The sequence below is a fragment of the Mycolicibacterium peregrinum genome, from assembly GCF_001665625.1.
Classification (GTDB): Bacteria; Actinomycetota; Actinomycetes; order Mycobacteriales; family Mycobacteriaceae; genus Mycobacterium; species Mycobacterium peregrinum_B.
Genome location: NZ_LZSY01000063.1, coordinates 1 through 15,191 on the forward strand (window position 1 = coordinate 1; position 15,191 = coordinate 15,191).

At 64.8% G+C, this 15,191-nt stretch carries 13 protein-coding genes and 1 pseudogene; 7 read left to right on the top strand and 7 right to left on the bottom strand.

Going from position 1 to position 15,191, the window contains the following annotated elements; all coding sequences use genetic code 11:
* Positions 1–126: 126 nt before the first annotated feature.
* A complete protein-coding gene (locus A5779_RS08200; protein WP_064880721.1) occupies positions 127–477 on the bottom strand; it encodes a DUF3349 domain-containing protein in 351 nt (116 codons plus the stop codon).
* Between the two features lie 144 nt (positions 478–621).
* On the opposite strand from A5779_RS08200, the gene A5779_RS08205 reads away from it, so the two are divergent.
* Entirely contained in the window at positions 622–2,073 is a 1,452-nt protein-coding gene (locus tag A5779_RS08205; RefSeq protein ID WP_064880723.1) for an LLM class flavin-dependent oxidoreductase, read from the top strand.
* Positions 2,074–2,174: 101 nt separating this feature from the next.
* Here the strand turns inward: A5779_RS08205 and A5779_RS08210 are convergent, their stop codons facing one another.
* Positions 2,175–3,548, bottom strand: a complete 1,374-nt coding sequence (locus tag A5779_RS08210; protein ID WP_064880725.1) for an alpha/beta hydrolase — start codon at positions 3,546–3,548, stop codon at positions 2,175–2,177.
* A gap of 115 nt (positions 3,549–3,663) precedes the next feature.
* Here A5779_RS08210 and A5779_RS08215 point away from each other — a divergent pair, with 115 nt between their 5' ends.
* Complete coding sequence (locus tag A5779_RS08215; protein ID WP_236734687.1) at positions 3,664–4,206, top strand: hypothetical protein; 543 nt, start codon at positions 3,664–3,666, stop codon at positions 4,204–4,206.
* Here the strand turns inward: A5779_RS08215 and nrdF are convergent, their stop codons facing one another.
* The 3 genes from nrdF to A5779_RS08230 all read right to left on the bottom strand — a co-directional run bounded on the left by nrdF (position 4,207) and on the right by A5779_RS08230 (position 7,604).
* Positions 4,207–5,169, bottom strand: coding sequence for a class 1b ribonucleoside-diphosphate reductase subunit beta (nrdF, locus tag A5779_RS08220; RefSeq protein WP_055119916.1), 963 nt, complete (start codon positions 5,167–5,169; stop codon positions 4,207–4,209).
* Positions 5,170–5,244: 75 nt separating this feature from the next.
* Positions 5,245–6,783: a flavin-containing monooxygenase gene (locus A5779_RS08225; protein ID WP_064880729.1), complete on the bottom strand. Its 1,539-nt coding sequence runs from the start codon at positions 6,781–6,783 to the stop codon at positions 5,245–5,247.
* An 80-nt stretch (positions 6,784–6,863) separates the two neighbouring features.
* Complete coding sequence (locus A5779_RS08230) at positions 6,864–7,604, bottom strand: TetR/AcrR family transcriptional regulator (protein ID WP_039318236.1); 741 nt, start codon at positions 7,602–7,604, stop codon at positions 6,864–6,866.
* Between the two features lie 151 nt (positions 7,605–7,755).
* Here A5779_RS08230 and A5779_RS08235 point away from each other — a divergent pair, with 151 nt between their 5' ends.
* From A5779_RS08235 to A5779_RS08255, 5 genes are all read left to right on the top strand, one after another.
* Positions 7,756–8,934: a geranylgeranyl reductase family protein gene (locus A5779_RS08235; protein WP_064880731.1), complete on the top strand. Its 1,179-nt coding sequence runs from the start codon at positions 7,756–7,758 to the stop codon at positions 8,932–8,934.
* A 146-nt stretch (positions 8,935–9,080) separates the two neighbouring features.
* Positions 9,081–9,728 carry a TetR/AcrR family transcriptional regulator gene (locus A5779_RS08240; protein ID WP_064880813.1) on the top strand — a complete coding sequence of 216 codons (648 nt, stop codon included), beginning with the start codon at positions 9,081–9,083 and terminating at the stop codon, positions 9,726–9,728.
* A gap of 377 nt (positions 9,729–10,105) precedes the next feature.
* Positions 10,106–10,663, top strand: coding sequence for a nuclear transport factor 2 family protein (locus A5779_RS08245; protein WP_064880733.1), 558 nt, complete (start codon positions 10,106–10,108; stop codon positions 10,661–10,663).
* Positions 10,664–10,669: 6 nt separating this feature from the next.
* The gene (locus tag A5779_RS08250; RefSeq protein ID WP_064880735.1) at positions 10,670–11,464 is read left to right on the top strand and encodes an SDR family oxidoreductase; all 795 of its coding nucleotides are present in this window, start codon (positions 10,670–10,672) and stop codon (positions 11,462–11,464) included.
* Positions 11,461–13,065 (top strand): GMC family oxidoreductase, encoded by a 1,605-nt coding sequence (locus tag A5779_RS08255; RefSeq protein ID WP_064880737.1) that lies wholly within the window; start codon positions 11,461–11,463, stop codon positions 13,063–13,065. Before A5779_RS08250 ends, A5779_RS08255 begins: the two co-directional genes overlap by 4 nt.
* A gap of 62 nt (positions 13,066–13,127) precedes the next feature.
* Here A5779_RS08255 and A5779_RS08260 read toward each other — a convergent pair.
* Positions 13,128–13,948, bottom strand: a pseudogene (locus tag A5779_RS08260) (mycofactocin-coupled SDR family oxidoreductase).
* A gap of 14 nt (positions 13,949–13,962) precedes the next feature.
* Positions 13,963–15,150 carry a cytochrome P450 gene (locus tag A5779_RS08265; protein WP_064880815.1) on the bottom strand — a complete coding sequence of 396 codons (1,188 nt, stop codon included), beginning with the start codon at positions 15,148–15,150 and terminating at the stop codon, positions 13,963–13,965.
* Positions 15,151–15,191 lie beyond the last annotated feature (41 nt).

The window sequence follows — 15,191 nt, forward strand, 5'->3', positions numbered from 1 at the left end:
GGGGCGGCCCCGGGCGGGGGGGCCCCGGGGGGGGGAGCTCCCCCGCGGGGGGGGGGGGGGGGGGCGCCTTTCCGCCACCGCGGAGTTGGGCGGCCCGGGGGCCCCCCAACCCCGCGGCGTTGTGCGTTATCGGGCCTCTGGGTCCTGATCGGTGCCGGACTGCAGTTCGACACCGGCCAGCGGCCAGCCCGCGGCGGCCAATTTTGCCGCCACCCGCGCGATGTTCTCCGGGCCGGCGTCGTGGTCGGTGACTTCGGCGATGAACTCCGCGATGTCGTCGCGGTCGATGGGATGGTCGATGTCGGCAGGCGCTGCGGCCTCGGCGAGGTTGCGTACCACCTCGGCCACCTGCTCCTCGGTGAGCGGGGTGGCCCGCAGCAGTGCGAGCAACGGCACCCGGTCGGTGCCCGGGACCCCTTCCGGGTAGCCGGCACGCAGCCAGTTCAGAACCGAGGTCAGCAACGACTTGGTTGACACCCGGTAAGTTTCGCGGCTCCCCGGCCAACCCACCACTGGACGCGCCGACAGTTGGCAGGGCATTCATTCGTGATTCACCACCAAAAACAATCCCGCTGAGCGCAACCGGTGACCCTCCCCCAGCGCCCGGGCATCCTCGGCACAGTGACTCGTGTGATCCGCTTCAACGCCTTCGACATGAACTGCGTCGCCCATCAGTCCCCGGGACTGTGGCGCCATCCGAAGGATCAGTCCTGGCGCTACAAGGACATCACCTACTGGACCGAACTCGCGAAGTTGTTGGAACGCGGGCGTTTTGACGGCCTGTTCATCGCCGACGTGCTGGGCACCTACGACGTGTACGGGGCCAGTGATGAAGCGGCGATCCGCCAGGCCGCGCAGATCCCGGTGGGCGACCCGATGCTGCTGGTGTCGGCGATGGCACTCGTGACCGAGAACCTGGGCTTCGGCATCACCACGGGAACGGGATTCGAGCATCCGTATCCCTTCGCGCGGCGGATGTCGACACTGGATCACCTGACCAATGGTCGGGTCGGGTGGAACGTCGTCACCGGGTATCTCCCTGCTGCGGCGCGCAATATGGGCCAGACCGATCAGCCGGCGCACGATGCGCGCTACGACCACGCGGACGAGTACCTCGAAGTTCTCTACAAGTTGTGGGAGGGCTCCTGGGAGGACGGTGCGGTGGTGCGCGACGCCGAACGCGGCGTCTTCACCGACCCGGCCAAGGTGCACCACATCGGTCACTCCGGAACGCATTTCAGCGTCCCCGGGGTGCATCTGGCCGAACCGTCGCTGCAGCGAACCCCGGTCATCTACCAGGCCGGCTCTTCGCCGCGTGGGGTCCGCTTCGCTGCCGAGAACGCCGAAGCCATCTTCACCGCAGCTCCCACCAAAGCGATTCTGCGCGAGACGGTTTCCACAATCCGTGCCGAGCTCGAGTTGGCCGGCCGCGACCCGTACTCTGCGAAGATCTTCAACCTGACCACCATCATCACCGGCGAGACCGACGAGGAGGCCCACGCCAGGCACGCGGAGTATCTCGCCTACGGCGATCCCGAGGGCGCGCTGGTGTTCATGTCCGGGTGGATGGGTGTGGACCTGGCCCGCTACGGTCTCGACGAGCCGATCGGCAATGTCGATTCCAACGCAATTCTGTCCGCGGTCAAGGCATTTCAGTCCGCATCTGACAAGGGTGGCGAGTGGAACGTACGCGATATCGCCGAATGGGGTGAGATCGGCGGCATGGGACCGCGCATCGTCGGGTCGGGCGTGCACGTCGCCGACACCCTGCAGGAGTGGGTCGAGGAGACCGACGTCGACGGCTTCAACCTGGCGTATGCGATCACGCCGGGGTCGTTCGTCGAGTTCATCGACCACGTCGTACCCGAGCTCACCGCGCGCGGCGCCTATCAGACGGACTATTCCCCGGGCACCCTGCGCAACAAGCTACTGGGCAACGGTGACCGCCTGGCCGAGGAACACCGCGGTGCCAGTTACCGTGTGGGCGGTCGGAATTCGACGATCACCGAGCGCCCTTCTACCCTGCCTTCTTCGTCGGCGTCGACGGCTGCCCAGCCCGCCCGGGGCCGGTAGGCTCGCCGCTCAGCGTGGGCCCTCCAACCCGCCGAGCAGACGCGAAAGCACCCAAAATCGGCCATTTACGGGCACTTTCGCGTCTGCTCGCCCGAGAAACTCTAGCGCGGGGCGGCCTGGACTGACGTCGGCTGCTTCTCCAACGTCGACACCGGCAATCGGGTCTCTTCCACACCGGGGGTATTGAGCTGACCGGCCAGCCACGGCAGGGCGGCGCCCAGGGCGTTGGCCGCGAATACCCAGTCGTGGCGACCCGGCGCGGTTTGCACCGAGCACGTGATCGCTGCGGCGCGGGCTGCGTCGCACAGCGTGGTCGCGGCGACATCCTGGCCCTCCGGATTGGCCGTGGGGTCATGCGTGACGCCGCCGTGGTGCGGCACCTCGAACCACGCCGTCACATCGGAGTACGGACCGTGTTTCTGCATGATGGTGACCGGGTCGTAAGCCGCCCAGGCGTCGGCGTCGCCGCCGAACAGACGGTTGATCGTCTGCGTCTTGTCCCCCGCGTTCGGACGCAGGTCACCGGCGATGTCGACGAATGACCGGAACATGTCGGGATGCATCAGAGTGAGATCCACCGCGCAGGTGCCGCCCATCGACCAACCCGCGATCCCCCAACCATCGCGGTCAGAGCGCACCCCGAAGTTCGAGATCAGGTAAGGCACAACATCCTTGGTGAGGTGGTCGGCGGCATTGCCCCGGCTTCCGTTGACGCACTCGGTGTCGTTCGCAAACGATCCGGTGGCATCGACGAACACGAACACCGGAGCGTTGCCGCCATGCGCAGCCGAGAATCCGTCGAGGATGCCCAGCACATTGCCGGAGCGAAGCCAATCGGCCGGGGTGTTCAGTTGCGAGCCGATCATCATGATCGTCGGAAGTTCGGGCGGCGGAGTGCTGGCGAACCACGCCGGCGGGAGGTAGACGAGTTCCGTGCGGTGGTTGAACCCGGAAGCATGCGAATCGATGGTCACCGGGACCAGGACGCCGCTGGGTGGCCTGAAGTGCGCCAGCTGCATCTTCGTCACGGTCAGGCGGTCTGTCTGCCCGGGCAGCGGACTCGAGGTCAGCTGCTTCCACATGCCGTCCACCGTCGGGAAGTATCCGACCCACATGTTGAGCGTAAGCCCGCATGCCAGCGCGCACACGCCCATCGCGGCTACCGATGCGGTACGGCGCCACCATCGCGCAGTCACCCAACCCGCCACGGCGACACCGAATGCCAGGGCGGTCAACGCGATCCAGACCCACAATTCTGGTGGTCCGGCGTTGCCTGCCACACCGATCGAGTCGATGTACCAGTACGTCACACCCGCCAACACAGCTGACGCAAGCACCAGTGCGGGCAGTAGCCGAGTGCGCCATCGTGGCGTGCGCCAGCCCACGGCGGCTCCCAGTAGCAACGCAGCGATCAGCTGAACGACAACCGGGAACCAGCCGTGGATCAGCGAGATCTGCGCAATGAGCTGGTGCATCAGCTCTCTTGATATCAGCGCCAGCTGTCAGCTCACTGGGGGGATGCTGAGTGAGCGGCACCCGCACCGGCGGTATCTCCCTGCGTCCCAGGATGTCGCGTCTTAAGGTGACGTGATGCGCATGAGAATTCCGTTGGCCCTGATTGGCGTGGCGGTCGCCGCCGGCGTCGGTTGCCCCGGCATCGCTGCAGCAGACCCGCCGCCACCTCCACCCCCGCCGCCACTCGATCTCAACGCGCTGACGCCGGTGAAGCCGTCAGACTTCGCGATGCACAACGGCGAGTACTACGCGTTCGCGGTGCCTGGCGATATCGCGTGCGCGATCGGTCGCGGATCAGGCAAATACGGCTGCAGCGGGCCACTGCCCGCAGCGCCGGACGGGGCCAACGCGGTGACCGGCGCACAACAGGGACCGCCCACGTTCATGAATGACAACCGGCCGCTGTTCATCTTCGACGGGTTACCCAATCGGTTGCTGCCCGGATCGCGCATCAGTTTCCGCAATGTGACTTGCGGGACCGACGGCACGGTGACGGTGTGCAGCAACTCCTTTGACGGGGCCGGGTTCGTCCTCAGTCCCGGCGGCAGCTATGTCCTCGACGTGAACAACCCACTGCTGCTCAACACCGGCGAGGGCCGCAACCCGTACGCCAACTAGCTAGAAGTCCCAGTCCTCGTCTTCGGTGTTGACGGCCTTGCCGATCACGTACGACGAACCCGAGCCCGAGAAGAAGTCGTGGTTCTCGTCGGCGTTCGGTGAGAGCGCGGACAGGATCGCCGGATTCACGTCGGTCTCGTCCTTGGGGAACAGCGCCTCGTAGCCGAGGTTCATCAGCGCCTTGTTGGCGTTGTAACGCAGGAACTTCTTGACGTCCTCGGTCAGCCCGACCTCGTCGTAGAGATCCTGGGTGTACTCGACCTCGTTGTCGTAGAGCTCGAAGAGCAGCTCATAGGTGTAATCCTTGAGCTCCGTACGCTTTTCCTCGTCCAGCAGGGCCAGCCCGCGCTGGTACTTGTAGCCGATGTAGTAGCCGTGTACGGCCTCGTCGCGGATGATCAGCCGGATCATGTCGGCGGTGTTGGTCAGCTTGGCCCGGCTCGACCAGTACATCGGCAGGTAAAAGCCCGAGTAGAACAGGAAGCTCTCCAGCAGTGTGGACGCCACCTTGCGCTTGAGCGGTTCGTCACCCTTGTAGTACTGCATGACGATCTCGGCCTTGCGCTGCAGGTTCGGGTTCTCCTCCGACCAGCGGAACGCGTCGTCGATCTCGGCCGTCGAGCACAGCGTGGAGAAGATGTTGCTGTAGCTGCGGGCGTGCACCGACTCCATGAAGGCGATGTTGGTGTAGACGGCTTCCTCGTGCGGGGTGAGCGCATCGGGGATCAGGCTGACCGCGCCGACGGTGCCCTGGATGGTGTCCAGCAGCGTCAGACCGGTGAACACCCGCATGGTGAGCTGCTTCTCGTGCGCGGTGAGGGTGCCCCACGACGGGATGTCGTTGGATACCGGCACCTTCTCCGGCAACCAGAAATTACCGGTGAGCCGATCCCAGACCTCGGCGTCCTTCTCATCCTGGAGACGGTTCCAGTTGATCGCTGAGACACGGTCGATCAGCTTCATGCCTTCGCTCACCAGAACCCCATTTCACCAGGTTGTTTTGTTTGCCGGATGGCACCCACGACACTACCCCTGGGGTTACTGACCCGCGGGGACCGCAACACCTTGTGTTTTCGTGTCGCTCGCCTCATGGATGAAGTCGAACTCCGCAGGATCCAGCTTGCGCGTTGCCAGCCAGTACTGCCAGGTCATGCCGCTCCACAGGGTCCGATTGACTCCGTGAGCGTCCATGTACCAGCTCCGGCAACCTCCGGTATTGAACACGGTGTCGGCCAGATCGTGCTGCAGCTCGGCATTGAACGCGGCCTGGGCAGCGGGATTGGGCGAGAGTGCCTGGGCGCCGGCGTGGTCGACGGCGGCGATCGCCTGGCCGACGTAGCGGATCTGCGATTCGATCATGAACACCACCGAGTTGTGACCCAGTGCGGTGTTCGGCCCGAGCAGGAAGAACAAGTTCGGCATACCGGACACCGCGATGCCGCGGTGGGCTGACATCCCCTCGCGGTTCCAACGGTCCACCAGGTCCTCACCGCCGGCGCCCTTGATGTCGACGTAGGTGTAGGAGTCGGTGACGTGGAAGCCGGTCGCCCACACGACCACGTCCGCCGGATGCTCGACACCGTCGGCGGTGACGATGCCGGTCGGCGTCATCCGCGTGATCGACTCGGTGATCACCTGGGTCTTGGGATTGGCGATCCCTCGGTAGTACTTGTCGGAGTTGAGGATTCGCTTACACCCGGCGCGGTAGCTCGGAGTGAGTTTGCGGCGCAGTTCAGGATCCTTGATGCTGCGGTTGATGTTGTAGCGGCCCATCGCCTCGCCGATCTTGAGCAGCCGCGGTTGCTGCGTCATGGCGAAGCCGACGCCCTCGTGGATCCAGTAGATGGCGGCACGCATGGCCGCGCGGGTGCCGGGCACATAGCTGAACACGCGCCGAATCCATTGCGGGAACTTGTTGTTCACCCGCGGCATCACCCAGGCCGGGGTGCGCTGGTAGAGGTGCAGCTCGGCGACGTCCTTGACGATCTCGGGCACGATCTGAATGGCGCTGGCGCCGGTGCCGATCACTGCGACCCGCTTGCCGGTGAGGTCGACGCTGTGGTCCCACTCCGCGGAATGGAAAGCCGCACCGGCAAAATCCTCGCGTCCCTCGATGTCGGGGATCTGCGGGATGTGCAGGCCACCGGCTCCGGACACCAGGAACTGTGCGATGAACTCCTGGCCGGTGTCGCTGAACACGTGCCAGCGCAGTTCCTGCTCATCCCAGTGCGCGCGGTCCACATGGGTGTTGAACCGGGTGTACCGGCGCAGCCCGTACTTGTTGGCCACGCCCAGCAGGTACTCCTGAATCTCGGGCTGGAACGACCACATGTGGCTCCAGTCCGCCTTCGGCTCGAAGGAGAACGAGTACATGTGCGAGGGGATGTCGCAGGCACATCCCGGGTAGGTGTTGTCGCGCCAGGTCCCACCGAACTCGTCGGCCTTCTCCAGGACGAGGAAGTCGACGCCTCGGCGTTGCAGTTCGATCGCCATCCCCATCCCCGAGAACCCACTGCCGATGATCAGGGCGCGGGTGTGGATGGGTTGCTGACCCTGTGAGGGTTGGGCAGCCGTCATAGCTCAGGTCCTTTTCTGGGAACGGCGGTACCGGATAGTTCCCAGTTTCCGGCCCCGCGACCCCGCTGTCAAAGAAATGATCAGCTGGCGTGCTGGCGGCGCTGGACACCTTCATGCAGCGGGAGGTCCGGGTCGATCCAGATGCCGAGCAGTTCACAGGTGCCGTTGATGGAACCGACCATGATGGTGGTCAGGTGGTTGACGAACTCCTCGGCCGGCATCCGACGCGGGCTGTCCTCATCGGTGCCCAGCCACCAGTCCGTGGCCGACGCGCACGCACCGAACGTGGCGAATGCCGCCAGTTCGATCGCGGCCCCGTCCAGTTCCATCTCGCGCAGTTCGTTGGAGAACATGTCGGCCATCGCCAGGGTGATGCCGCGGCCCTCGTTGAGTGCGCGCATCGTCGATTCGCTCTGTTCGGCGAACCGGCCCTGGATCAGGAACCGCAACACGTTGGGGTGCTCATCGACCAGCAGCACGTACTGCTCGACGCTGCGCCGGATGACCTCCCGGGCCGGGTCGGCACCGAGGTTGATCGCCGGGAAGATCGCCGACCACAGCATGTCGCGCAGTCGCTCGCCGATGGCCTGGAACAGATCGGATTTGTCGGCGAAATGGCGGTAGATCTTGGGCTTGGCAGTACCGGCCTCTTCGGCGATCTCGCGCAGGCTGACCTCGGGTCCCAACCGGTCGATCGCCCGGAACGAGGCGTCGACGATCTCCGACCGCACCTTCTTACGGTGCTCACGCCAGCGCTCGCTACGGGCATCAACCTTGACGCCCGGCCCATCGCTGGAATGTGATCTCGACGTTCGCCGCACGCGATCACTGTACCTGCCCTGATAGCGCTGACCTGCCCAGACCGCCCTACAACACGCGGTTTTGCCGTTTGACCCGGGCGTTCGCCCGTCACGCCGCCGACAGCCGGCTTGGGTACTATCGCAGCCACAGTCAACCGATGAGACGAGGCTCATGACGCAGCGATACGACCTGGTCATAGCAGGTGGCGGCCCATCAGGGTCCGCCGCGGCGTGGCAGGCCGCTCAGACCGGCGCGAAGGTGCTGGTCCTCGACAAAGCGGAGTTCCCCCGCGACAAGCCGTGTGGCGATGGACTCACCGCGCGTGCGGTGAGTTATCTGCAGAAGATGGGCCTGGCCGACGAGGTGGCCAAGTTCCATCGGGTCAACAAGGTGACCGTATTCAGCCCCAGCGAGTGGGAACTGTCCTTCCCGCGCCGTCCCGGCATGCCTGACCACGGCCACACTGTGAGCCGCACCGAACTCGACACGCTGCTGCTGAAGCACGCCGAGTCGACGGGCGCCGAGGTCCGCCAGGGCGCCGAGGTTTCCGGGCCTGAATTCGATGCCAAGGGCCGCGTGGTCGGCGTGGTGCTCAAGAGCGGTGAGAAGGTCTACGGCGACGCGGTGATCGCGGCCGACGGCGCCTACTCCCCCATCAAGCGGGCCCTCAAGATCGACTCGGAGTACAACGGGTACTCGGCCATCGCGATCCGATCCGAGATGCACGCCAACCGTCCCGATTCGGACGCGTTCGAGATCTACCTCAAGCTGTTGTTCCAGGGCGATCAGCTGCCCGGCTACGGCTGGGTCTTCCCGATGGGCGGCGGCCGGTTCAACATCGGCCTGGGTTACGTGAACAGCTACAAGAATTGGCAGTCGATCAACGCCACCCAGTTCCTCGGCGACTTCCTGCGGACCCTGCCCGCCGAATGGGAACTGCCGCCGATCGAGGAACTCAAGAAGAACAAGAGTGTGCGGGCCTGGCGATTGCCGATGGGCTTCACGGCGTGGCCGCCGTGGCGTCCGGGCGTGCTGTTCGTCGGGGACTCGCTGGGCGCCGGCAAGCCGGTGTCCGGTGCGGGTATCTCCAAGGCGCTCGAGTCCGGTCTGACCGCAGGCGAGTGCGCGATCGCCGCGCTAACCAACGGCGGGCCCGACGACTTCACGAACTACGAGCAGCGGATGCGCGCGGCGTGGGGTCGTGAGTACCGACGCGGCCGCTTCTTCAACAAGCTAGCCGGGATGCCTGCGGTCGCGGGTGCGGGTCTGAAGGCGTTGGACAACCACACCTTCCGTGACCTCCTGCTCAAGTCGCTGTACAAGAAGGCGCAGAGCCCGCAGCACACCTAGGCGCACATCCCTCGTCGGCGAAGGTCTCGACGTTTGGTCCGAGCGTGGGGTTCGGGCACGGATTCTCATCGGAATTCGCGTGCAGACCCCACGCTCGTGTTCGGCCGGGTGTCAGAATGTCGGCAGTCGAGCGAGCGAGGGAGATCATGGCAGCATCGGGCCGACGGGTGGGCGCAGAAACGTCGAAAACCAGGGACGCGTTGCTCGACTGCGTCGAGAAGATGATGCTCGAAGACGGCTATGCCAGCGTCACCTATCGCGCGTTGGCCACCAAAGCCGGAGTCACCCCAAGCCTGGTGCAGTACTACTTTCCCGTGCTGGACGACATCTTCATCGCCGCGATCTCACGCTACTCGCAGCGAAACGTGGAGTACCTGAACAAGATCCTGGCAAAACGTACCGAGGATCCGCTGCGTGCGCTGTGGGAGTACAACTGGGACGAGGCCACGGGCGCGCTGATCACCGAGTTCATGGCGCTCGGCAACCACCGCAAATCGATCCAGGCCGAGATCGCCTCGGTGACCGAGAGTGCGCGCAAAGTCCAATTGGACGCGTTGACGGGCAAATTCGGCGAAGACGCCCGCCCTTTCGGCAACCTGTCGCTGCCGGCGCTGCAGTTGCTGATCTCGAGCCTGCCCAAATTCCTCAACCTCGAGAAGGGCATCGGCGTGCAGACTGCCCACGCCGAACTCACCCAGGTCTTCGAGGATTATCTGGACACCATCGAACCCCGCACCGTCCCGGCCAAACGTCCCACCGCGACCAAGCGTCGCACCAAAAAGACTGGTAGCTAGAAGCACCAAGGCCACTCAGGACCCCGGTACCACCCTCGACCGCGCGAATTTCGGGCGCCATACAGCCGGCGTCATGTTTGTTTCGATCGGGCACGATCCAGACACCTTGATGCACAAGAGCATTCAGTGCCACCTCATCGACCGATCATCTTTCGACCCACCAATTCCACTGCGACAGCACGCTTTACCAGTGACGCTCGGCCGCGGCCCAGCGACGTCAGCGGTCCGCACTCGAACAGCGTGCGCATCGCCTCGGGGCGATCACCCCATCGGCCGCCACAAGTCAACGCCGATACCGCCTTCCTCCAGTGCCGCGCGTGCTATACATTCGTACAACACTTCGATCGTATATCCCCTCCGAAAGGAACGCATCCCCAATGACGAACACCGATGACTTCGAGCAGCTCCGCCGGCGGGTGCAGTACCTGGAGGACCGGACCGCGATCTTGGATTGCGTGATGAATCAGTCCCGCGGCCACGACCGCCACGACGCCGAACTCATGGGCAGCGTCTACTTCGAAGACGGGGTTGACGAGCACGGACCGACCGTCAAAACCGGTCCCGAATACGGTGAATGGGCCAACGCGGCACACACCGCCGTGTTCGAGGACCACCTGCACAACATCACCACCCACACCTGCGAGGTCGATGGCGATGTCGCCCATGCCGAGAGCTACGTCATCGGCGCCATGCGCGCCAAGGGCGGCAAGGTCGTGTCCCTGATGGGCGGCCGCTACATCGATCGTCTGGAGCGCCGCGACGGCGTCTGGAAGATCGCGCTGCGACGGTGCACCATCGAATGGATGATGAACGGCGACTCCTCGTTGCTGAACTCCGGCGCAGTGGCCGGGTTCATCAAGGGCAGCTGGGACAAGACCGACGCGTCCTATCACCGGCCGCTTTCCATGGACGGTGCACCGGTCAACCGCTGGTAACTCGCCATGGAACTCAACGGCAGAGTTGCACTCGTGACCGGCGGCGGGTCGGGCATCGGCCGCGCGTCGGCACAGCTGTTCGCTGCCGAAGGGATGCGGGTCTGTGTGGTCGACATCGACGGCGGAGCGGCTCATGAGGTCGCCCAGTCGTTCGATGGATTGGGATTCGCCTGCGATGTGTCCGACCCAGCCCAGGTCGAGGCCTCCTTCGCGCGCTGCACCGCCGAACTCGGCGGCGTCGATCTGGCGTTCCTGAACGCAGGCATCACGATCCACTGGTCCGGTGACATCGGATCGCTCGACCTGGGCCAGTACCGCAGATCGGTCGGCGTGAACCTGGATGGAGTGGTCTACGGCGCGGTCGCGGCCGTCAAGACCATGCGGTCGCACGGGGGCGCCACGGAGCGGGCCATCCTGGCGACGGCCTCGCTGGCCGGGCTGACGCCATGGCATCCCGATCCGGTTTACAGCTTGGGCAAGCACGGCGTGGTCGGATTCATGCGGTCCATCGCCCCCAACCTGGCGCACGAGGGGATTGCGGTGCACACCATCTGTCCAGGAATCACCGAAACCGGGGTGCTCGGAGACCGGCGCAAGCTGGTCGAGCGGATCGGCGTGCCGGTGATGGAGCCCGAAACGATTGCCGACGCGGTGCTGACCGCGGCGACCGCACCACCGGAAACCACCGGGTCGTGCTGGGTGGCCCAACACGGAAAAGCCGCATGGCCAATGGCTTTCACCGCAGTCACCGGCGCAGACCTTCGCTTGAACGTACCGGTCACCCCGAGGACGGAGATATGACCAACTACGACTACGTCATCGCCGGCGCCGGTTCGGCCGGCTGCGTACTCGCCAACCGACTGTCTACCGACCCAGCGGTATCGGTCTTGCTGATCGAGGCAGGCGGCGGTGACAGCAGTCCGATGTTCAGCATCCCGAAGGGCTCGGGGCTGGTGTTCGAGAACGAGAAGTACACCTGGCAGTACAAGACCGTGCCGTTCGGGCCGAACGCGCATGTCGAAACGTGGATGCGCGGCAAGCTGCTCGGCGGGTCGAGCTCGGTCAACGGGATGATCTACAACCGCGGCAACCGTGCCGATTACGACGAGCTGGAGCACCTGGGCAACGCCGGCTGGGGTTGGGATCAGATCCTGCCGATCTTCAAATCCTTCGAGGACAACGAATTCGGGCCGTCAGCAACTCGCGGCGCCGGCGGTCCGCTGCACATCTCAGTTCCGCGTGATCCCGACCCGCTGTGTCAGGAAATGCTGGCCGCCGGGGTGAAGGCGGGCTTGGAGGAAGTCCAGGACATCAACGAATCCGACCAAGAGCGGATCGGCTACGCCACCTCCACCATCAGCAACGGCCGGCGGGTCAGCGCGTCGCGGGCCTTCCTCAAGCCGGCCATGTCCCGGCCGAACCTCACCGTGCTGACCAAAACCTCCGTCGACCGCATCCTGTTCGATTCAGGTAGAGCGGTCGGGGTACTCGCCCGAAACCGCCGTGGTAACACCGAGATCCGCGCATCCCGCGAGGTGATCGTCTCGTTGGGCAGCCTCAACAGCCCGAAGTTGCTGCAGCTGTCAGGCATCGGGCCCAAGGACGTCCTGATGGCCGCGGGCGTCCAGGTCTACCTGGAGCGTGACCGGGTGGGCCGTGGTCTGCGTGAGCACCGTTGTGCCGCCATGCGGTTTCGGCTCAACGCCGATCTCGGCTACAACCGGCAGTTGTCGGGCAATCTCGCCCAGGCGGTGACCGGGACCAGGTATCTGGCCACCCGCAAAGGGCCTCTCGCAGCACCGTCGTTCGATCTCATCGCATTCGTCAAGTCCCGGCCGGACGCCGAGCGTGTCGATGCCCAGTTGATGCTCGGGCCGTGGACCATCCCGCCCTACAACACCGGCGAACCAGTCAAGATCGAACGGACTGCGGGGGCATCCTGTCTGGGTATGGCGCTGCGTCCCACAGCCGAAGGACGTTGTGAGATCACCGGATCCGGTCCGGATGCCCCGCTGCTGATCGATCCCAATTATCTCGGCACCGACGAGGATCGGAAGACCACAGCCAACCTGCTGCGCAAGATGCGGGAGATCTTCGGCCAAGAACCCATCGTCGACCGGATCGGTGGCGAAAGCTATCCAGGTCCTGCCGCGACAAGCGACGACGAACTCGTCGATGCCGCCCTCGACGGCGGCTACAGCGGATATCACGCCATCGGTACCTGCGCCATGGGACCGGACGACGATGCCGTGGTGGACAGCCGACTGCGGCTTCGCGGTGTGGACGGACTGCGCATTGTCGACTGCTCGGTGATGCCGACCATGGTGGCAGGCAATCTCAACGGACCGATGATGGCGATGGCCTGGCGGGCCGCTGACTTCATCCTGGAAGACCTCGCTTGACAACAGAATCGGCGCCGATCCGCCCGCGCGGGCTGGACCGGCGCCGATTCACGAGCCTGCCCTCACATGACGGCGAACCCAGCGTCGACCGGTAGCGACACACCGGTGATGTAGCGGGCCGTCTCCCCTGACAAGAACACCACCGCATTGGTGACATCGAGCGGCTCGACGAACGGCACCGGCATCAAATTTCCGGTCATTGCGCTGGAATCAGGGTTCGCTTCGAAGACCTTGGCCATGTGTTCGTTGAAGATCATCGGGGTGGCCACCCCGGTCGGGTGCACCGAGTTCACCCGGATGTTGTGCTGGGCGTACGCGTAGGCCGCCGACCGCATCAATCCCACCACGCCGTGTTTGGACGCCGCGTAGGCGAAGGTGGCGGCGCTGCCGTCACCTCCGCCCCCACCAGCCCTTGCATCGAGGAGATCAGGATCATGGATCCGCCGGTGCCCCGGCGGATCATCGAGGGTGCGGTGGCTGCGATGGTGTTCCACACCCCACGCAGATTGGTGTCGACGATGTCGGAGTACACCGTCTCGTCCAAGGGGTCGGCCAGGCCGATCCCGACCACACCGGCGTTGGCGACCACGATGTCGACGTCACCGAAAGCGGCGATTCCAGCGTCGATCGCGGAGCGCAGTTCGCTCAGGTTGCGCACGTCGGCGACCGCGGTTTCGATTCGTCCGCCTGCTTCGGCAACCAGGCGGGCGGTTTCGGCCAGGTCCTCTTTGGTGGCCAACGGATAAGGGATCGAGTCGATATCGGCGCACCGGTCGATGGCGATGATGTCGGCGCCGGACTCGGCCAGCGCCACCGCGTGACTGCGGCCCTGCCCGCGTGCGGCGCCGGTGATGACCGCGACGTGGCGTTCTGGTGACGTCATTGATGTTCTTTCGCTCAGCCGACGATGGCCGGCATGGTGTCCCAGCCACGCACAGTCGAGGTCCGGGACCGGCGAGCTCCGGACATGTCGATCTCCCACGTCGGCCAGCGCTTGAGCACTTCTTCGAGCGCGACCCGACCCTCCAGACGCGCCAGTGGCGATCCGACGCAGAAATGCGCGCCGCGACCGAAGGTCAGGTGCCCGCCTGGCTTACGGTGGATATCGAAGCGGTCGGGCTCGTCGAATTGGCGCTCATCCCGGTTTGCCGACGCCAGCATCATCAGCAACGCGCTACCGGCGGGCACCACCTGGTCCTGGAACTTGACATCGTCGGTCGCGATGTAGCGCGCCACATGCGGACCCGGCGGCTCGTAACGCAGCAGTTCCTCGATGGCCGTGGGGATGAGGGCGTGGTTTTCGGCGAGTTCCTTTCGCTGGTCGGGATGTTCGGCCAGCACCTTGCCCATCCACCCGAACAGCCGACCGGTGGTCTCCACCCCCGCGCCGGCAACGACGGCCAGGAAGACGATGAGTTCCTGTTTGGCCAACTTGCGGGTGGTGCCGGTCTCGTCTTCGAACTCGACATTGAGCAGTTCGGTGATCAGGTCGTCGGAGGGATTCTTCTCTCGCCATTCGACGTACTCGCCGAACATCTCGCCGGTGAAGTAGTGATCCTTGTCGATCCGCATCGGCTTGCCCGGTTCGTTGCGCAGCGTCTGGTTGGCGTGTTCACGCACCGCGGGCTGTTCGGCGTCGGGGATGCCGGCGAGCATGCCGATCGTGCGCATCGGTAGTTCCGCACCGAGATCCTCGACAAAGTCGAAGCGCTCGCCCCCGACGAGCGGATCAAGGCACGCCGCGCAGAAGGCCCGAATCTTGTCTTCGACGGCGCGCATCTTCTTCGGGGTGAAGGCTCTGGCCACGATCGCCCGATGAATCGTGTGCAGCGGCGGATCCTCGTTGATGAAAATCCCGGGCGGCATCACCGGATCGGTCAGGACGACCTCAAGGATGTCACCCTTCGCCGAGCTGAGCCGGGCCGTGTCCTTCAGTGCCGCATCGACGTCCACGTAGCGGCTGATGCCCCAGAAGTCGTGGCGCTCGTTGTAATACACCGGGGCCTCGTCCCGCAGCCGACGGTAGGTCGGATAGGGATCGATATCGATGTCGACATCCCAGGGGTCGTAATAGAGGTCGCTCATGGCCATTCTCTCCTCAAAGTCAGCACGAGTGTAGGACAATG